Annotated in this window: 16 protein-coding genes; 9 read left to right on the forward strand and 7 right to left on the reverse strand. The window is 47.4% G+C overall.

What is annotated here, in order from left to right:
• Positions 1–165 precede the first annotated feature (165 nt).
• Positions 166–1107, reverse strand: coding sequence for an NAD(+) kinase (locus NIES208_RS14335; protein ID WP_075893670.1), 942 nt, complete (start codon positions 1105–1107; stop codon positions 166–168).
• Positions 1108–1264: 157 nt separating this feature from the next.
• Positions 1265–2251 (reverse strand): SDR family oxidoreductase, encoded by a 987-nt coding sequence (locus NIES208_RS14340; protein WP_075893671.1) that lies wholly within the window; start codon positions 2249–2251, stop codon positions 1265–1267.
• Between the two features lie 156 nt (positions 2252–2407).
• Here NIES208_RS14340 and msrA point away from each other — a divergent pair, with 156 nt between their 5' ends.
• Positions 2408–3070: a peptide-methionine (S)-S-oxide reductase MsrA gene (gene msrA / locus NIES208_RS14345; RefSeq protein ID WP_075893672.1), complete on the forward strand. Its 663-nt coding sequence runs from the start codon at positions 2408–2410 to the stop codon at positions 3068–3070.
• 140 nt (positions 3071–3210) lie between these two features.
• Here the strand turns inward: msrA and NIES208_RS14350 are convergent, their stop codons facing one another.
• Entirely contained in the window at positions 3211–3435 is a 225-nt protein-coding gene (locus NIES208_RS14350; RefSeq protein WP_075893673.1) for a hypothetical protein, read from the reverse strand.
• 196 nt (positions 3436–3631) lie between these two features.
• Between NIES208_RS14350 and NIES208_RS14355 the strand changes: the two genes are divergently transcribed.
• From NIES208_RS14355 to NIES208_RS14365, 3 genes are all read left to right on the forward strand, one after another.
• Positions 3632–4297, forward strand: a complete 666-nt coding sequence (locus NIES208_RS14355) for a ParA family protein (protein WP_075893674.1) — start codon at positions 3632–3634, stop codon at positions 4295–4297.
• 17 nt (positions 4298–4314) lie between these two features.
• Positions 4315–4926: a hypothetical protein gene (locus NIES208_RS14360; protein WP_075893675.1), complete on the forward strand. Its 612-nt coding sequence runs from the start codon at positions 4315–4317 to the stop codon at positions 4924–4926.
• A 118-nt stretch (positions 4927–5044) separates the two neighbouring features.
• Positions 5045–5944 (forward strand): DUF1517 domain-containing protein, encoded by a 900-nt coding sequence (locus tag NIES208_RS14365; RefSeq protein WP_318025746.1) that lies wholly within the window; start codon positions 5045–5047, stop codon positions 5942–5944.
• A gap of 148 nt (positions 5945–6092) precedes the next feature.
• Here NIES208_RS14365 and NIES208_RS14370 read toward each other — a convergent pair whose 3' ends face one another.
• The 3 genes from NIES208_RS14370 to NIES208_RS14380 form a co-directional block, all read right to left on the reverse strand.
• Positions 6093–7421 carry a TldD/PmbA family protein gene (locus NIES208_RS14370; RefSeq protein ID WP_075893677.1) on the reverse strand — a complete coding sequence of 443 codons (1329 nt, stop codon included), beginning with the start codon at positions 7419–7421 and terminating at the stop codon, positions 6093–6095.
• A 155-nt stretch (positions 7422–7576) separates the two neighbouring features.
• Positions 7577–10276, reverse strand: coding sequence for a cyanophycin synthetase (gene cphA, locus NIES208_RS14375; protein WP_075893678.1), 2700 nt, complete (start codon positions 10274–10276; stop codon positions 7577–7579).
• 198 nt (positions 10277–10474) lie between these two features.
• Positions 10475–11314, reverse strand: coding sequence for a cyanophycinase (locus NIES208_RS14380; RefSeq protein ID WP_075893679.1), 840 nt, complete (start codon positions 11312–11314; stop codon positions 10475–10477).
• A gap of 237 nt (positions 11315–11551) precedes the next feature.
• Between NIES208_RS14380 and trmD the strand changes: the two genes are divergently transcribed.
• The 5 genes from trmD to NIES208_RS14405 all read left to right on the forward strand — a co-directional run bounded on the left by trmD (position 11552) and on the right by NIES208_RS14405 (position 16711).
• Positions 11552–12250, forward strand: a complete 699-nt coding sequence (trmD, locus tag NIES208_RS14385) for a tRNA (guanosine(37)-N1)-methyltransferase TrmD (RefSeq protein ID WP_075893697.1) — start codon at positions 11552–11554, stop codon at positions 12248–12250.
• A 10-nt stretch (positions 12251–12260) separates the two neighbouring features.
• Positions 12261–13082: a hypothetical protein gene (locus NIES208_RS14390; RefSeq protein ID WP_075893680.1), complete on the forward strand. Its 822-nt coding sequence runs from the start codon at positions 12261–12263 to the stop codon at positions 13080–13082.
• 71 nt (positions 13083–13153) lie between these two features.
• Complete coding sequence (locus NIES208_RS14395) at positions 13154–15538, forward strand: HD family phosphohydrolase (protein ID WP_075893681.1); 2385 nt, start codon at positions 13154–13156, stop codon at positions 15536–15538.
• A gap of 75 nt (positions 15539–15613) precedes the next feature.
• Positions 15614–16375, forward strand: coding sequence for an MBL fold metallo-hydrolase (locus NIES208_RS14400; RefSeq protein WP_075893682.1), 762 nt, complete (start codon positions 15614–15616; stop codon positions 16373–16375).
• Between the two features lie 102 nt (positions 16376–16477).
• Positions 16478–16711 (forward strand): DUF3134 domain-containing protein, encoded by a 234-nt coding sequence (locus NIES208_RS14405; RefSeq protein ID WP_075893683.1) that lies wholly within the window; start codon positions 16478–16480, stop codon positions 16709–16711.
• A 316-nt stretch (positions 16712–17027) separates the two neighbouring features.
• Here the strand turns inward: NIES208_RS14405 and NIES208_RS14410 are convergent, their stop codons facing one another.
• On the reverse strand, positions 17028–18719 hold the full coding sequence (locus NIES208_RS14410) for a DUF2079 domain-containing protein (protein ID WP_075893684.1): 1692 nt from the start codon (positions 18717–18719) through the stop codon (positions 17028–17030).
• Positions 18720–19061 lie beyond the last annotated feature (342 nt).

Here is a 19061-nt window from a genome sequence, read left to right on the forward strand (position 1 = left end):
GACGCGGTGAATGGGAGAGCGAGAGATCGGGAGATGTTTCTATGCAAACAATCCTACTAGCTTTCAAAAAATACAAATTTTCGTTGCTTCCCCGTGTCTTTCCCTCTCCGTGTCTCCTCTTCTCTAAAGAATTTTGGCTACATTCTTATCCATAACTGACGTTATTTACGAAAATTTGCGTGAGGAAGGCTTCGCCACATGGGGCATGCCCCAGCCAAGTTTTTCCCGCAGGATACGGAAAAATTCTTGACGCTGTAATCTCACAAATTTGGCATTGTAGGGCGATCGCCCCAAAGAAACCCGGTCTTCAGGAATCACATAGGCACCACCATTACCATCAGCGACCAACATTAAACGGTGAGGTGTCGCCGGAAAAATATTGACAGGTTCACTATCAGAAAACACAAGGGCACGGGATGCGAGGGAATGGGGACAAATAGGCGCGAGCTGAAAGACCGGTACATCAGGTGTTACAACGGGGCCACCGGCGCTCAGGGAGTAGGCCGTGGAACCTGTCGGTGTTGCCACAATAATGCCATCGGCGGCAATATCAACGGGAGCATGGGCTCCGATTTTAATCTCAAAATGACACATGCCCGCGAGCGGTTCTCGGTGCAAAACCATTTCATTTAAACTCAAGGCTTCCCAAAGTAAATCATTTTGCCTAAACAACTGCACCGTAATCATAGAGCGCTCTTCTACGTCGTATTCCCCCGCCAATAGCTGGGCGATCGCCTCATCAAGGTGCTGTAGATAAAGCTCAGTCAAAAACCCTAAATGACCCGTATTGACCGTCAACATCGGTAAACCCAACGGCGCGACCTGGCGCGCAGCAGAAAGTACCGTGCCATCACCACCTAGGACAACAACAAACTTCATTGCATCATCAAAATTTGGCGGAACCAACTGATCAATTCTGGTGTGACAAACCGGACGATCCTGAATGGTGGGCGGTGCAGCAGCTGGCTCTACATATCCTAATAAGCCGCCAAAGCCCGTTGCCGTCTCCACTTGCCAGCCATTTTGCCGTAGGGTTTTTGTCAGTTCTTGGGCAACTTGGCAGGCGATCGGTTTGATGTCGTTATAAATAATGCCAGCTTTGGGCACAAGCAAAATTGTCCTGAAAACTTAGGGGTATAGACCTATAGATTATCATCCATGTCGCATCCGTCTAAGGCTCTAATGAGCCTGTTGGAACAAGGTTTCTGCAACAACCGGAGACATCCCACGACATAGATTTTGACATGTCTCCCAACTATTTTCCTTAAAATGGCGTACGAATATTTGGCTTCTTCTTACCGGTCTTCTTCTTATTTTTATTCTTCTCATAATCAATTTCCTTGAGCTTCTGCATAATCCGGCTGAAGTATTCCTGTAGATAGCTCTCAAGGGTTGTGGTTTCGGCGGGGTCTAGCTCAAAGGTTTTGTAGACCTCCTCCATCGGCGCATCGAGGGAATTTCCAGAGGCCATCACCTCGGCAAAGGCAAGGCGATCAGAGGCGTTTTGGCTCCATTGGAAGAAGCGGGTAATACGACGCATTAACCGGAGGAAACCAAGGGATAAACGGGCAATACTAGCGGTTTGTCCAGAATATCGCTCACAAATATTGATAATTTCTTCGCCTTTCCATGCCCGGGTACCCACGACGGGGAAAGAGCCTTTTTGGGTGGCGGGAATGTTTAATGCTTGTACCGCAAAACGAGCAATGTCTTGGGTATTCATGTAGGCGATCGCCGAATTTTTACCCGTAATCCAGACCGCCTGATTTTCAAGAATCGGAATGGCATACTGCGCAATCAAACCCTGCATAAAGCCCGCAAGACGCAAGACAGTAAAGTCCATGTCAGCTTCTTCGAGATATCTTTCGACACAGTACTTTGCATCCATTAAAGGGACATTACGGTATTTTTCTGCATCAAGGATCGAGAAAAAGACAAAGCGCTGAATACCAGCCTCCTTTGCCGCTTGAATCAAATTCACCTGACCCTGCCAATCTACTTCCTTCGCTCCCGTTGAATCTGTCGCACGGGCAGTCGCTGCATCGATAATCGCATCAATACCGTCGAGGGCTGGGGGCAATGATTCCGGAACACAGATATCGCCGCCCACTAACTCTGCCCCCCATTCCTTCAGGAAAGATGCCTTACGAGCACTCCTAACGAGACAACGCACGTGATGACCTTCATCTAATGCCCGTCGCGCAACTTGTCTGCCTAAAGTGCCCGTAGCACCGACCACCAGTACATTCATGTAAATTTCGGTTAAGTAACGTTTTTTTAAGATCTTAGAAGATTTTATCAGAAATCGCTCACACATCCTGAGAGTCATAACCCAAACGTATCACCCAAGGCCTTGGCAATTTTGTCTACAATCAAGGTGACAACCTCAATGTGAGCCTACTGTTTTATGTTTTTCGGTCTACTCGGCAAAAAATCAGAAATGCCTAATCCGGAACAGGCACTCCCCGGCCGCGATCGCCAAATGCCCGTTCCTGAGAAGCACTTTGTGAATGGCAACCCCATTAAAGGGCCTTTCCCTGACAATATCGAGCTTGCCATGTTCGGACTCGGTTGTTTCTGGGGAGCAGAACGGAAGTTCTGGCAAACCGAAGGTGTCTATAGTACTGCGGTAGGCTACGCGGCAGGCTACACCAAAAATCCTACCTATCAAGAAGTTTGCTCTGGCATGACGGGTCACAACGAAGTGGTTCTCGTCGCTTACGATCCGGCTCAAGTTTCCTATGAAACCCTCCTTAAGGTTTTTTGGGAAAGCCACAACCCCACCCAAGGTATGCGCCAAGGTAATGACACTGGCACGCAATATCGTTCTGGTATTTACGCTTATACCGAAGCTCAGAAAAAAGCAGCAGAAGAGTCTCGCCAAATGTACCAAGGGGCGATCGCCGCCAAAGGATACGGTGAAATCACCACAGAAATTCTTGATGCGCCCGAATTTTACTACGCAGAGGAGTACCATCAGCAATACCTCGCGAAAAACCCCGGTGGCTATTGCGGTTTAGGCGGTACAGGCGTTACTTGTCCTGTCGGTTTGGGCGCTGAAGCAAACTAAATTTTTTCGTAGCCGTTTAAATCTCAAGCGAAAATCAAAAATCAACTTGGTAGGGTGCGTTAATGCAATGTAACGCACCTTTTTTCGTGCTTGAGCATTCTTTCATGACATCCATTACCCACGACATTTGCCACTCAGAATTACACTTCCTCTAAAACGTAAGTTAAGAAGGCATAGGTTTTCGGCGTATCGAAACGATAGGTTTCACCTTGAAAGTCAACAATATAATCTCCTCGAATTTCGCCACAAGCCGTACAGGTAATTGCTTTTTTATTCAGCGTATCTACGCTTAATCTCAAAATTTCCCTTTGAAGCCACTCATCAAATTGAGGATCCTTAAAAACCGCAGAAGAAGCTGTACTCATAACTAAAACAGATCATTTATCAACAGATAACAAATATTAAAGCGACTCAACGCTAGATCATGCAGCGCCACAATCACCGTTTATCCTAGCCCACCTCACCAGCAATATTTTGTCCACGCCCACTTCGTCCCAACTCAAGAATGATTGCGTTTTCGATAATGAGCGGGAGCGAAGCCGCTATAATGTCACACCGTAAATGTCGGCTAACGCAAGAGTAGGGAAAACTGTGACATCCCATCGTATTTTGGCGGTTATTAACGGGAAAGGTGGCGTCGGCAAAACGACAACAGCGGTCAATCTCTCGGCAATTTTTGCAGAAAAACAGCGAGTACTACTGGTCGATAGCGATCCCCAAGGCTCAGCGGCTTGGTGGGTAGATCGCAATCCAGAGAAATGGAACATTGACATTAGTACTGAGAAAAAACCTGAGGCCTTAAAAAATTTACGGCAAGTAGAGGGCTATGACTTAATTGTGGTTGATACTCCGCCGGCGCTGCGTTCCCAAGCTTTAAAGGCTGTCTTACTGACCGCAGATTCTGTTATTTTGCCAACGCCGCCCGCGCCAATGGATCTCAGTGCCCTCATTGAAACGGTGCAAAAGGCCATTAAACCAGTTGGTGTGCAGCATCGCGTTTTACTCACGAAAGTCGATAGTCGGAGCTTGCGGGAGAGCATTGATGCCCAAAATACGCTAATCGAACTGGGTATTCCTGTGTGTCATGCCTTTGTACGAGCCTACAAGGCTCATGAACAAGCTGTCTTGGCAGGCGTACCTATCAGTCAGATGCGTGGTAAAAAGACTAAAGACGCAGAAACCGATTACCGTCGTGTCGCGGACGAATTGCAACGGGATTGGACATAGTATTAATGAGGGACGTTATGGCGAGCAGTAAGCAGAATTTATCCGATTTACTTCGAGAGGAAGTCAAACAAGAGGCGACTGACAAGCCTGAAACGAAGACCCAACCTAAGGCGACAAAGAAGGTTGAATTGCCAGCGCAACCCTCGGCGACGGCGCTTTCCCGCATGACCAAAGCCCAGCTTTTAGAGCACATTAAATTACTACAAAATCAGCAGCCAAGTTCTGCGACGACTCCTGACCCGCAAGCCGAAAAAATTGAAGCTAAAAATCAAGAATTAGCGAAACAGGTGAAGGCTCTAGAGGATAAAATCTCAACTCAAGAAAAGGCGATCGCCGACGCAGAGAAAACCATTAAAACCCTCAAAACAGATTCTGCGGAAAAAACCAAGCTCGAAAAAGAATTAATAAAGCAACAGGGTTTGGTGGAAAAACTCTATGCCCAAGTGCAAGTTCTCGAAGCAGAAACAACCAAACCGGAACCTGAGCCGGAACCAGTTAACGAAGAGCGGACAATTGAGGAAGATCGAGCTTTAGTTTTAGCGCGAATTTCCAGTTACCAAGCAAATTTACAGTTTCCCTCGCAACCTGCTTCTAGCATCCCTGAGGAGGATATTGGCTGGTTCGATTAGGGAAAGCCCCCAATGTCTGGAATTCTCTAGATTGATAGAATAGATTGTAGGAATTTTTACTAGAACAATTTTTGCATCGATTATGTTTAAACGCTTTTTGTATGGAGCTTTGGCGGTCATGCTGTCCTTTGCCCTAACTTTCACTCCAGCTGATGAGGCTTGGGCAGCGCGTAGTGGCGGCAGAATTGGTGGTGGCTCCTTCCGTAGTGCGCCTAGCCGCAGTTTCTCCCCTGCTCCTACTCGTCAGGCTCCTGTGGGTGGCGGTTATGGCTATGGTGGTGGCTTCGGTTTTCCTTTCCTCCTACCATTCTTTGGCTTCGGCGGGTTTAGCGGTATCTTCGGTCTCTTCTTTATGTTGGCGATCGCCGGATTTTTAGTCCGTACTTTCCAGGGTGTACTGGGTGGAGGTGCAGAAAGCGGAGACAGTGTGGGTTATTCGGCACCGTCTAGCCAAATTTCTGTGGCAAAAGTGCAGGTGGGTTTGTTGGCACAGGCACGGGATTTGCAAAAAGATTTAGATAGATTAGCAGCAACGGCTGACACTGGCACCCAAGCTGGTCGCGCCAAGGTTTTACAGGAAACTACTTTAGCGCTACTGCGTAATCCTGAATATTGGGTTTATGGTGCGGCAGACGCGGCAAAATTAGGGGTTGATGCAGCGGAATCTACGTTTAATCAATTAGCTCTCGGTGAACGCAGTAAGTTCACGGCGGAAACTCTAACGAACGTCAACAACGAGCGTAATGTTCCGGCGAGTAGCGACCGTGCTGACCTTGTGAAGGCTGACCAAGGTAATAACGAGTACATTATGGTCACGATTATTGCTGGGGCACTCGGCAAGATCGATTTACCGAAAATTAATGATTCTCAGAATCTTGAACAAGCCATCCGTCAAATTGGTGCTCTCGGTGGCGATCGCCTCGTTGCTCTAGAGATTCTCTGGACTCCCCAAGCAGAAGGTGACACCCTCAGTACCGATGATATTTTGACCTATTACCCTGACATCAAACTCGTCTAATCACAGTATGAATTAAACGAAAATCCTCCTGAATTTAGGGGGATTTTTTGTTTGTGCCACAGTTGATCGAGGGCGCATCTCGATGTCGCCCCTACACAAACCAATACTTGTAGGGGTTGTTCGCGAACAACCTTCCGAAAAGCTTCTGTTAAATGCTATCGGTGACGCTACTGAAATGAAAAGCGCTAACTTTCACTGCTGGCACGACTGAACTGCCATGACGTTCTGGGGTGGCGATCGCCTCGATATTATTCAGTAGATTTGGCAGCGTATCGTTAAAACGCAAATTGTAGATGGGATAAGCTAGTTTGCCGTTCTCAATCCAAAAGGCTCCGTCGCGGGTCATGCCCGTCAGCTCAAGGGTTTTGCGGTTCACCGACTGCACATACCAAGCGCGATTTACGAAAATCCCCCGTTCAGTATTCGCAATTAAATCCGCTAGGGTTTGATCCGTTCCCTCCATCACCAAGGGGAATAAACCGCCAGTCGGTTTTTGATGTTTTTGGGCAGCCCAATAACGGTCATAACTTAAGGTTTTCACTACGCCATTCTCCACAATTGCTCGGCGATCGCAGGGCAAACCGCCGCCACTAAATGGACTCGATTGCAGCAAAGGATGCCTCGGATCGCGATACAAATTCACTTTGTCGTTAAACAGTTTTTCGCCCAAACGATTCCCGTCTTTCTCCCCAGAGAAAAAGCTACGCCCTTCATCCGCTGAACGCGCCGACATACCCCACACCATCCGTGGAATCAGGTTGGCGATCGCCCCGGCATTAAAAACAACCGGATAAGTATCTGCTTCTAAACGGGTGGGATTTTGCGCTAAAGTTGCCCGCTGCAACGTCGTAGTTACAATTTTTTCGATGGGCAGTTCATTGATACCCCAAGCCGTGCGTCTTCCCCAACTGGAGCCTTTACCAATTTTTGCAGTAAAGCTAAATTCCGCGCTAGTTTTGCAATCGTAAGCCCGTAAACCCGCCGAATTACCAACGGCATAGGCCGTCGCGCTAGTACTCAAAATGCCGGATCCTTCCGTCCTAGCCACTTCACTTTGCTGACAAACCTTTTGGATCAGCTCCCCTCGTTTTAACGGTGAAAAAGTGTAGGTTGGCTCGTCAAATTTCGCCGAAAAATCAGGATAGCTTTGCGTCTCTAGTAACGGGATCCACTCTGGGTCAGGAGGCGCAATTCGAGCTAAATCTTCACTCCGTCGCAGAGCTGCGATAATGCCATCAAAATCCTGCTCAACGGTGGTGACACTGGCGTTTTGTTTCCCGAAATAGCTAGTAATGCGAATTTCAAACTGATTTTTCTGGAGATTTTGCCGAATTTGATTTTCACCAAATCGCCCTAAGGCAGACTCGCGTTCTTCTATTTGCACAGAAACACCATCTGATTTTGCCTGTGCCACAATCTGCTCAATCCAATCTAGAGCCTGCTCCCGAGAAATCAAACGCGGCGCTGCAACAACCATAATGTCAATTTTTCCTTTCACTAGGTCATATCCTAACGATAGTCGCCAGACTAAAGCAAAGGCCGGCGAAAAAACGCTTATTTTTCTAGATAGATTGCCCTTCAGCCAGCTTGATTGTGTTCTTGAAATGCTTTTGCAATGGGAGGGGGCTTCCTCTAATTCAACATTGGCGCTGAATCAGGAGTTGTCGTCACTCCGCCACTGGTTTGGTGACCATTGGTCGAATTTACAGGCTCATCAATCGGATTCCGTTCCTCAATCATGGCGATCGCCCGATTAACACTTTCGGGGAAGATCACAACCAAAGAACCCTTTGGCGCACCATCGAGAGCAACATTTACAGCCCGACGCTCATCGAGAATCGTTTCATGGCGACAATCAGGACTCTGTTGGCGAATGCCTTCAATAATTAAAGCAGCAGCTTCACCATCAGCTCGACCCCGCTTATCATCATCTTCTTTAACAATAATCTGGTCGAACACATCAGCAGCAATCTTACCGAGCAAAATTAGATCTTCATCGCGGCGATCGCCGGGGCCACCCACAACACCAATACGCTGACCCTCCCAATTTTTCACAAACGCACCAACCGCTTCGTAGCCCGCAGGATTATGGGCATAGTCAATCAAAGCATGATGTTCACCAAGATTAAACAAATTCATCCGACCCGGCGTTTGATCCGCCGAAGGCTTAAAGGTACGCAAACCCTGACGAATATGCTCAATATCAACACCCTGAGCAAAAGCCGCCAAACAAGCCGCCAAAGCATTCGCGATCATAAAAGGAGCCATACCACCCATCGTCACAGGAGCATTTTTGGCCGACTCGACCCGTAGCTTCCACTCCCCTTCGCAAATCGTGATAAAACCATTTTCATAAATCGCAGCTAAACCACCACGACGGACATGCTCCAACACAATCGGATTATCCGGCTGCATAGAAAAATACGTGACTTTACCCCGGACTTTCTCAGCCATCGCTGACACCAGAGGATCATCCGCATTAAGGACCGCATAACCATCAGGAGCCACCGTCTCTGCAATAACCCCTTTTACCTGTGCCATCTGCTCAATGGTATTAATATCTCCCAAACCAAGGTGATCAGCCGCCACATTGAGCACAACCCCAACATCACAACGATCAAAAGCCAAACCTGCTCTGAGAATGCCGCCCCGGGCAGATTCGAGCACCGCCACTTCTACCGTCGGATCCTGCAAAATCATTGCCGCACTCTGGGGGCCAGTATTATCACCACCTTGGGCAAGATAATCCCCGATATACACACCATCGGTGCTGGTGTAGCCGACAACTTTACCCGTTTGGCGATAAATATGAGCTGTTAAACGCGTTGTTGTGGTTTTACCGTTTGTACCAGTCAGAGCAACAATGGGAATGCGGCTAGGAGTATCGTTGGGATAGAGCATATCCATCACTGGAGCCGCAACATTACGCGGTAGGCCACGGCTGGGGGCAACATGCATCCGGAATCCCGGCGCAGCATTCACTTCCACAATCACACCATCTGTTTCTGGTAAAGGCTTCGTGATGTCTTCCGTTACGACATCAATACCGGCAATATCTAGACCAATAATCTTGGCAACCCGCTCAAACAACCAAATATTGTAGGGATGAATATCATCAGTACGATCAATCGCAATACCGCCAGTACTGAGATTTGCCGTCGCCCGCAAATAGGCCATTTCGCCATCACGCAAAACAGTGTCTAGAGAAATGCCTTGGCAATCTAAAACTTTTAATGCCGTTTGATCCACCACAATGCGCGTCAAAACATTGTCATGACCGTCACCGCGATTTGGGTCGCGATTGATTTCCTCAATCAACTCTTCCACGGTTTTTCGACCATCACCCACCACATGGGCAGGCACGCGTTGGGCAACGGCTGTTAATTTGCCATTAATCACCAGCACACGGTGGTCACTACCGCGATAATAGCGCTCGATAATCACAGAACGCGTTTTGGAGGCTTCACTGGCTAGGTCGTAGGCAATTTCTGCGTCTTCCCAAGCTTTGATATCAATTGTGATACCTCGACCATGGTTACCGTCGAGGGGCTTGATCACAATGGGATAACCGCCCACATCTTCGATGGCATCTTCTAGGTCGTCGAGATAACGGATGACAACACCGCGGGGAACAGGCACACCGGCATCAGCCAATATATTTTTTGTGCCTTCTTTATCGCAGGCTAGTTCCACAGCCAAAATGCTGGATTTGTCGCTGAGGGTCGCTTGGATACGTTTCTGGTGAACGCCATAGCCTAGCTGAATCATGGCTCTAGCGCTGAGCATTGACCAGGGAATCCCCCTGGCTTCTGCTTCTTTGACAATGGTTTCGGTACTGGGGCCGAGGGCTGAGCCGGCTTTAAGATCCCTGAGGTCTGCGAGGTCTTGTTCTAGTTCTTCCTTTGGATAGCGTCCGGTATCAAGGATTGATTGACAGAGACGAACGGCTGCCCGGCCTGCGTAGCGTCCAGCTTGTTCGTATACATATTCAAAGACAACGTTGTAAACGCCTGCATCGCCAGTCATACGGGTGCGACCAAAACCGACGGGCATGCCCGCGAGTTCTTGGAGTTCGAGGGCGACATGCTCAACGATGTGTCCCATTAGTGTGCCTTCGCGAACACGGCTAAAAAAACCTCCACGACAGCCGGGCGAGCAGTAGTGTTCTACTAAACTGGGCAAGGTATCGCTTAACGCTTCATAGAAACCATCGAGCTCATTAGATGGTGTTTCCGCAATTTCTTCGAGATCGAGCCGCATGACGATTAATTTTTTGCGTCGAATACTCCAGTAGTTGGGGCCTCGAAGGGTTAGGGTTTTAAGGATTCTCATAGTCAGCGTCGCAGGTTTATTTTGGCTAGAGCAGTTCTGGTTCTGGCAAAACTTTCGTGGCGATCGCCCTCCTCAAACGTGCTAGAAACGAATAACTATCTCGGTCATTTTTACTAGGATTTTGTGGGTCGTCCACGAAGTTGGTAATTATTCTAAGGCAATTTGTTTCCGGATGATTTGTCGGATAGTCATCATCATTTAAAGGTTTCCGGACATTGGCCGTTGCTGCTGGATGTCATAGCGATCGCCGTGACAAAGGACATGTAAATGGAGACCATGGAGACTGAGTGGCTCTGTCGTATCAGCCTTGGCTTGGTTTGTGTGACTCATTTCGCGAGCATCAACAATGGTGACTGTGCCACGACCCAGTACCTGAAGATAACCTTCCCGCTCAAATACAGCGCAGGTATCTTCATCGATGCCAATACCCAAGCGATCAGGATGGACGGCAATGGTACTCAGGAGACGTGCCATGCGATTTCTATTGTGAAAGTGCTGGTCGACAATAATTTCAGGAATCATACCTAAACCCATCGCAAGATCCACTAAGCCTCGGTTGGGAGATTCACCACTACTGCCCCCTGCAATCATATGGTGTCCCATGACCGCAGCTCCGGCGCTCGTGCCAGCGAGGGCAATTTCACCATCATGAACCCTTTGGCGAATACGTTCCATTAAGGGCGTATCTGACAGTAAACCACATAGCCTTAGTTGGTCTCCACCGGTCATGAAAACGCCGGTGCACCCTTCAACAAATTCTTGGTAATAACGGTCTTCTGCATGGACGCGATCACGCACATCCAACACTTTAACCTTGCTAGCACCCATATCCTCAAAGATACGTTGGTAGCGATCGCCAATCAGGAGGGGTTCCCGTGAAGCGGAGGGAATAATGGCAATGGCAGCATCAGTACCACCAGAACGGCGGACAAAAGACGATAAAATCTCTTTCCCATGCACCTTGTCCTCAGCGCCACCGATGACAAGAATAGAACTCTGGGTAGAAATTTGATTAGAAAGGGTGGTTTCTGATGGCATTATGTTTAGTCTTCAGGGCAAAAATTACAAACAAGACAAAAGAGCCTTGATGGAGGTCAGATGAGATAATCACTCATATCGTTACAAGGAATGAACATCTAACCTGATAAGGAATGCAAAGCACAGCAAACCCGTAAAAATCAACTCAATTATTGCATAGTCCTCGACATTCTCAAATTTCTAAAACACCCAATTTTTTTCCTCAAAATTGACGGAAAAACTTTCAATCTTATGGCCATTCAGTTTGATTTAATTACGCTTTTTCCTGAATTTTTCCAGTCGCCTCTCCAGTCAAGTTTACTAGGGAAAGCATTGGCAAAAGGGATTGCTCAAGTGAACATCACCAACCCCCGAAACTTCTCCACAGATAAGCATCACAATGTTGATGACGAACCCTACGGTGGTGGTGTGGGTATGTTGTTGAAGCCGGAGCCTTTATTTGCTGCGGTCGAATCCTTACCTGTACTGCCAAAACGAGAAGTGATCTTAATGACACCCCAAGGGCAACGTCTTGATCAACCGCTTTTAGATGAATTAACAACATATGATCAACTCGTTGTGATTTGCGGACATTATGAAGGTGTTGATGAACGGGTGCGTCAACATTTGGTAACGCGGGAAATTTCCCTCGGAGATTTTGTTTTAACTTGTGGTGAAATTCCGGCTTTAACGTTAATTAACGGTGTGGTTCGTTTATTGCCTGGAACTGTGGGAAAAAAAGAATCTCTCAAGGCAGAAAGTTTTCAAATACCGCTCTTGGATTATCCACAATATACGCGTCCGGCAGATTTTCGAGGCTGGTGTGTGCCAGAGGTTTTGAGATCGGGGAATCATCAAAAGATTGCGGCTTGGCGACGGGAACAGCAGCTATTGCGCACAAAGGAACGGCGGCCTGATTTGTTTGAGTTATGGCAACGTCGGGAAAGGGAGCAATAATGGTTGAGCTATGGAAATTAGTTTGTTACATCGGTTGTGGGGTGCTTGGCTTGGTTTTCGGGGGGCGATCGCCCTGGAGCCTCGGTTCTCGGCGGCGGAAATTATTGCGTTAGATCTCTGGCAAGCATTGTTAGGGACGGGTGACTGGCCGGTCGATCAAAATCGTTTTGCCCAAGGGTGGCTTGTTGATCCGTTAGAAAATGCTTTAGCTCTGTTGCCGGTGTTACTGTTTTATCACGAAGATCCGGGCTATTTGGGCGATCGCCTTGGACGGTGTGGCTTAAGGCCAGCGCACCTAAATGTTGTTCAGGATATCGGTCTGTGTATGAGTGACTGCCTGAGGGAAAAGGTTACCCTTGGGCAATTTGGCGTTTGGCTGGGGCGGCGATCGCCGCAACATGACCAAGAAACAGCTTTGTTAGAATCAATTTATTATAGAAATAAGTCTTGGCGAGACTACCAGAGGCAATTATCTATGTCGACTTTTACGCCTACTGCCCAACAACTTTTACAGTTATACGGCGCGATACTATGGAGTGGCGGTCATGTGGGGCATTGCCAACGGCTGCTGGGGGGCTGTGGTGCTGTGGTGCAAGTTTGGGGGCACATATTACTGGGCTGTCTGCGGGGCGATCGCCAATCTCACCAGAGAAATAACCCAAGGCTGAATCATCATGAACTAAGGGCAGATGTTGTGGCCTTCTGGAGCCGTTGGTCGGGACTTCCGCCGACAAATCAGTTAAGGTTGGAGCAATTTCCGGTAATTGCCAATGCCCAGGGTCTTAAACCTCGTGCCTCATTGCAACTAATTTCTCAACGTCATCTCACCTAAATTTTCCGCCTTCTAGAGGTACTCTGCTCCTATTTTTCTCTAGATGTTTGCGCCCACCTCCATGACTTCATATGAATCTTTGGTCTAGTCTGAAATATTATTGGAATAGTGCTGTGGCTGTGCCGACCCCCCGGGCTAGTACTGTTACAACCCAAGCGCAGCGCAGAAAAGCAACTTATTCTTCTTCGGCGATCGCTGCGATTACCGTCATTGTCTTTACGGGTATTATTGGTGAGCGTTTTTACAATCAACCGAAATTAGCCGTCGAAACCATTGCACCGACGACAGTGATTGCTCCCACAGATGGGGAGTTTGAAGACAAAAAAACAACGGAGGAGAAGCGCCAAGAGATTCGTACTGGCGCAATTTTGAGTTTAAAGCGGGACGCTGAAGTGACCAGCGCCATCAAGCAAGACATTCGCACATTACTCAATGACATCACGCGTATTCGCGATATGGCGGGGGAGTTTCCCTTTGCAGATCTCAATATTCTCTCAATCCCTAGTCAGGTGGCCTTGCGACAGTTACCTGATGATCAGTGGCAAGAATTTGTGGCGATCGCCGATCAACTGACCCAAGCTGAATTACCCCCATTAGGCCAATTAATGCCCAGCGATATTGACCTTGCCCCTCCCCTGCGGGAGCTCTATGATTACGCTCGCACCAACGAGCCTGAAGCGGTACAAACCGTGATCACTCAAATTATTGTGGCTCGGGAAGGCTTTCAGCAAGCCGTACAAGCTGCGAGGCAGACAGAACAAACCCTCTTCCGTCGCCACCAGAGCCTATTGTTACGCCTATCGTCAGAGCAATGGACAGAGACCCAGACCCAACTCCTCGCCGCCAGCGATCGCATTTTGACCCAGGGCATTCCCAAGGGGACAGCCGATAGTCTGCTCAAAGAAACGATTCAAGTACAGACGAAGAACGATGTCATTAGTAGTGCCTTTATTACCGATGCACTTACGAGCTATCTACGGCCTAATTTAATTGAAGACAAAGAAGAAACCAAACGCCGTTCCGAACAGGCAGCCTTGGCCATTGAGCCTGTGACTGTCACTGTGCGGGCAGGGGATGTCATTGTTGAAAGAGGGGAAACGATCACCCAAGCAGATTTTGTCCTGCTGGATGGTTTTGGACTAAGCGATCGCCAGATTAACTGGTGGGGTTTAGCCGGTTCTGCGGCGATGGTGAGTGGTAGTGCTGTCATTATGGTGATGGTCATTCGCCGGGTACACCGCCCCATGCGTTGTCGTGATCATCTGTTGCTGTCACTGATTAGTTTAAGTACACCACTCCTTGTCTTTTTTAATGTCCCCTACAGTAATTTGTCGGCAGTCGGTCTATTAACCAGTAGTCTCTATAGTCCGGCGATCGCCTTTACCCAGGTGAGTTTGTTGTCGGGTATTGTGGCAGTCAGTAGCGAAACCTTGCAATGGCAACACCTTGTCACAGGGACAATTGGTGGTTTAATTGCCTCCATCCTTGGGGGACGGCTGCGATCGCGAGAAGAGCAAGCAACCATGAGCGGCATTGTCGGTGTCTCCCAAACCGTTGTGAGTTTTTCCCTAAGCTTAATTGCCAGTGCCAGTGCCGAGACCCTCTGGTACGTTTTCCTGCCAGAAGCCGTTCTATATGGGTTTTCCGGCACAGCTTGGATTGTCGTTGCCTTGGGTATTTCCCCTTACTTAGAACGTCTGTTTGATCTTGTGACACCGATTCGACTGGCTGAATTGTCTAACCCGAATCGTCCCCTCCTTAAACGCCTTGCCCTTGAAGCCCCCGGCACTTTTCAGCACACGATGTTTGTGGCTTCTTTAGCAGAGGCAGCGGCTCGAGAACTCTCCTGCAATGTTGAATTAGTCCGTGCTGGCACTCTTTATCACGACATTGGCAAGATGCATGACCCCCTTGGGTTTATTGAAAATCAGATGGGAGGCCCCAATAAGCACGACATCATTGATGATCCTTGGAAGAGTCGCGAAATTATTCGAAAACATGTGACCGAGGGTCTCGTGATGGCGCGTAAATATGGTTTGCCCCAAGCGATTCGGGATTTTATTCCGGAGCACCAAGGAAAATTGCTGATTTCTTATTTTTTCTATCAGGCCAAGAATCGCTACCAAGCTGAAGGCAAATCACCGGAAGATTTAAATGAAGCAGAATTTCGCTATGCGGGCCCCATTCCCCAATCCCGTGAGACGGGTCTGGTGATGTTGGCCGATGGGTGCGAAGCGGCATTGCGATCCCTGAAGGATGCGACCCCGGAGCAGGCATTGATTATGGTTAATAAAATTTTCCGTGCCCGCTGGCAAGATGGGCAACTGGATGACTGTGGTATCCGGCGGGAGGAACTGCCTTATATTGCTGAAATTTTTGTGCAGGTTTGGCAGCAGTATAATCACCAACGCCTTGCCTATCCGAAGGCGGCTTTAGAACCAACGTCCAAATCTTAAAACTGTATTTGCTTGCTTGCCCATGGCTTTCGCCGAATAAGTTAAGCTTTGTAAAGTGGTTGACTAAGGGAAAATATGGAACTGACTTATTTAGATAGCAATAGTTGGCTCATTGAGATGGCTGGCAAGCGGATTTTGCTTGATCCTTGGCTGGTTGGCTCGCTGATTTTTGGCAATGCGCCATGGTTATTTAAGGGCGATCGCCCCGAAGATCGAGAGATTCCTGCTGATATTGATCTTATTTTGCTCTCCCAAGGTTTAGAAGATCATGCCCATCCAGAAACCCTCAAAATTTTAGATAAAACGTTACCGGTTGTTTGTTCTCCCAATGGTCAGGCGATCGCCGAAAAATACGGCTATCAAACAATCCATAGCTTGCCCCACGGCGGAGTCTTTACCTGTGACAACCTTGAAATTCGTGCCGTAAAAGGATCGCCCGTTGGCCCCACAACACTGGAGAACGGTTATATTTTGACCGATTTAGAGACGAACAAGACGCTATATTACGAACCCCATGGCTACCATTCTGAGGAATTAAAACAATTTGCCCCGATTGATGTGGTTGTTACACCCTTAATCAATCTAAAGTTGCCTTTACTAGGCGCTGTCATTAAGGGACAAGAAACTGCCCTGAAGGTTTGCGACTGGCTCAAACCGAAAGCCATTTTGCCAACGGCAGCGGGTGGTGATGTGCATTTTGATGGCTTTTTAATGAATTTCCTTAAACCTGATGGCACAGTACAGGATTTTGCGGAAATGCTGGCGGCGAAGCAGGTAGGAACCAAAGTGATTGAACCGGAACCGGGTAAGGCGATCGCCCTATTGAACGAACCTTAGTTGGCCGATGCTCAATTTTTGTTGGGAGGCAAGAACAAAATTCGCTATAATTAATTGTTTAAATTGTCAAAGATTGTCACAACCTGAGAACTCGTCAAATTTATGGTAAAGAATCCTTCACTAAGACAAGAGCCGCGTTACGCACCAGCTTCCGTTCTCAATCTAGAGCACAAAACGTCATTACTCGAATGGCTAGAGGAAAATAACCGCATTATCTTCCGCGAGAAAAAAGAAGATCCCAGTGAAATGTCTGATGATCAAGATATCGCCGAACTCATGGATGATGACGGTTTTGAAGAAGACGACGATGACGATACTGATGATGACGCTGCGTAACTAAATTTTACCCAGAAAAATTTGGGCTAGACCCAAACCTCAACATAAAAATCCCCCGGCAGAAACTGTCTGTGACAGAACCGCTGGGGGTTTTAGTTTTTATTATTTATTTTGTTAACGTCAGTTATCGATAAGAATGTAGCCAAAATTCTTTAGAGAAAAGGAGATACGGAGAGGGAGAGACACGGGGAAGCCACGAAAATTTGCATTTTTTGAAAGCTAGTAGGATTGTTTGCATAGAAACATCTCCCGATCTCTCGCTCTCCCATTCACCGCGTCGTACTTCCGAGCATGCTTAAGCAAAACTCACGTTTTGTTACCCACGCGGTTTGCTTAAAAGCGGCTCAATAACTGCATCTCGGTAATTTTGCCAAGCAGCCATAGCCTCACTATTTTCAGTTTGATGTTTGGTGAGTAGGATGACCCCATCTCGGAAATCAATGACGCGATAATCCCGTGTGGCGATCGCCTGTGAGATGGCTGCCGTATAAGACTTAAGGCGATTAAAATCACCCTTAAACGCATTTTGGTAACGCACTAAACGCCAGAGATCCGCCACAATATAATCGACTTCTTGCACTTCGCCCCCATCATCCCGAAACTCTAAACCACTAAGACGAATAATGGCACGGCGGCTAGATAGGTGAGGAATAATATGGGTCGTACCAGAAACACTAGCATCCTGCGGAATCTGCCCAATCATCCGATGAATATCAGCACTGCGCTGCCACTGCTCAAGTGGCGAGACATAAACCCAAGGTTGGATGGAATCCGGAATCACAAAATACAAACTACGATTCGGATTGGCGGCGATCGTAAAAATAAGCGACAGAGTAATACAGGTCAACCAGAACCTCTTAAAAAACAGCGACATCTGCCGCGGCTGACGCGGTGCATCTTTCTTGAAAAAATTGCCAAAACTTTCCCCAGACCACCACAAAATTGTGCCGTAACAAAGACCCGGCACAACCGCAAGGGCATAGCGAATATTAATCACTAAAACCGAAAATCCCTTACCCAACAACAGTTTTGACAAAGGAAAACCCGCCATAATCCAAGCACTAGGGGCGATCGCCGGTATTAGCGCAAACGGCAAAAAATGACCAACAAGATAACTAACCGTCCGATCAACAGGCGTAACCAACTCCCTGATCAAAAGTAGCGGATTAGACAACATCGCCAGCAAAATATCAAGAGTCGAAGCCTCAGTCGCATCCGTATATTGACCAAACCGCTCCAACATAAACCGTTTCGACACATCATCCGAAAAGATCGGCATAATAACGTTCGTCAAAGCCAAAATATAACCAAAACTAAAAACACAGACCGCCGCTCCAATCCGAGGAAACCGCCTACTGAGGAGCATATATGCACCGACCCCAAATAAAACAATGCCACTATCCTCCCGAATAATAACAATGAGAGGACACATTAAAACAAAGAGCCACCACCAGCGTTTTTCCATCGCCAACAACAGCGTAAACATGAAAAAAGGCAACTGGAAATTATCATGAAAATTCCCCAGCGTTGGCCCAAGAACAGCATTAGCTCCGTAATAGCTAAAAGTAATCCAACGGGCAGGCACAGGATCTAAATATTGCCGTGCAAGCACATAAAGTACCAGTCCCGCAGCCGATAAAAAAGTGATAAGAAAAACAGCAAGAGTCGCAGCATCCTGAAAAAAATAATAGATCGGCAGCCACAACAACAGAGCTGGCGTAAAATGTTGCCCTAAGCGATGGTAGCTAACACTTGGAATTTCTCCCGCATGAACAACATTTGTAGAAAGCTGAGAAGAAAGAGTACTTTGAAAAAATCTACCATGGGCACTATTCCACATGACCTGATTAAAAATACCTTGGTCATAGGAAGAATAAAAAGTGAAGTGGCGATGTAAAACCAAAGCCATACAAACACTGAAGAATATCCCTGCAACAACCAATACAGGCCGCCATTCTGCTTTTTTTACCGGAGCTTGCCATGACGCTAGTTGCTCTAGATTCACCATAGATGTATTACCGCCAAAATCACCCCAAAAATCTTATCAGTTCTAGGAAACAATCAGAATTTCTCTCAGTCCCAACGACCCCAGTGAATTATCTTTCAGAAATACATTAAGCCTTGTAACAAATATAATTATCAGAAAAAGACTCTTTTATCCATTGCCAAGATCGGAGATATTCACCAAATAAAAATCAAGAAGTAAAACTTATAACCCAATAATTTTTTTAGGGTTTTAGTCGGATTTCACTTGCGTATTTATTTAACCTGAGTTCGGTTTAAGCATGGTCTGGAATGACGACGCGGCGAAAGGGAGAGGGAGGGATGGGGCGATTTTTTATTCAAACAA

This window comes from [Limnothrix rosea] IAM M-220, assembly GCF_001904615.1.
In the GTDB taxonomy this organism is placed as follows: Bacteria; Cyanobacteriota; Cyanobacteriia; order Cyanobacteriales; family MRBY01; genus MRBY01.

Bases quoted from the DNA above. Each gene is read 5' to 3' on its own strand.
- NIES208_RS14405 (WP_075893683.1), top strand. From the start codon at position 16,478: ATGGTAAAGAATCCTTCACTAAGACAAGAGCCGCGTTACGCACCAGCT.
- NIES208_RS14360 (WP_075893675.1), top strand. From the start codon at position 4,315: ATGGCGAGCAGTAAGCAGAATTTATCCGATTTACTTCGAGAGGAAGTC.
- NIES208_RS14395 (WP_075893681.1), top strand. From the start codon at position 13,154: ATGAATCTTTGGTCTAGTCTGAAATATTATTGGAATAGTGCTGTGGCT.
- NIES208_RS14400 (WP_075893682.1), top strand. From the start codon at position 15,614: ATGGAACTGACTTATTTAGATAGCAATAGTTGGCTCATTGAGATGGCT.
- NIES208_RS14370 (WP_075893677.1), bottom strand. From the start codon at position 7,421: ATGGTTGTTGCAGCGCCGCGTTTGATTTCTCGGGAGCAGGCTCTAGAT.
- cphA (WP_075893678.1), bottom strand. From the start codon at position 10,276: ATGAGAATCCTTAAAACCCTAACCCTTCGAGGCCCCAACTACTGGAGT.
- NIES208_RS14350 (WP_075893673.1), bottom strand. From the start codon at position 3,435: ATGAGTACAGCTTCTTCTGCGGTTTTTAAGGATCCTCAATTTGATGAG.
- NIES208_RS14380 (WP_075893679.1), bottom strand. From the start codon at position 11,314: ATGCCATCAGAAACCACCCTTTCTAATCAAATTTCTACCCAGAGTTCT.
- NIES208_RS14365 (WP_318025746.1), top strand. From the start codon at position 5,045: ATGCTGTCCTTTGCCCTAACTTTCACTCCAGCTGATGAGGCTTGGGCA.
- NIES208_RS14340 (WP_075893671.1), bottom strand. From the start codon at position 2,251: ATGAATGTACTGGTGGTCGGTGCTACGGGCACTTTAGGCAGACAAGTT.
- NIES208_RS14355 (WP_075893674.1), top strand. From the start codon at position 3,632: ATGTCGGCTAACGCAAGAGTAGGGAAAACTGTGACATCCCATCGTATT.
- NIES208_RS14390 (WP_075893680.1), top strand. From the start codon at position 12,261: ATGGAAATTAGTTTGTTACATCGGTTGTGGGGTGCTTGGCTTGGTTTT.
- msrA (WP_075893672.1), top strand. From the start codon at position 2,408: ATGTTTTTCGGTCTACTCGGCAAAAAATCAGAAATGCCTAATCCGGAA.
- NIES208_RS14410 (WP_075893684.1), bottom strand. From the start codon at position 18,719: ATGGTGAATCTAGAGCAACTAGCGTCATGGCAAGCTCCGGTAAAAAAA.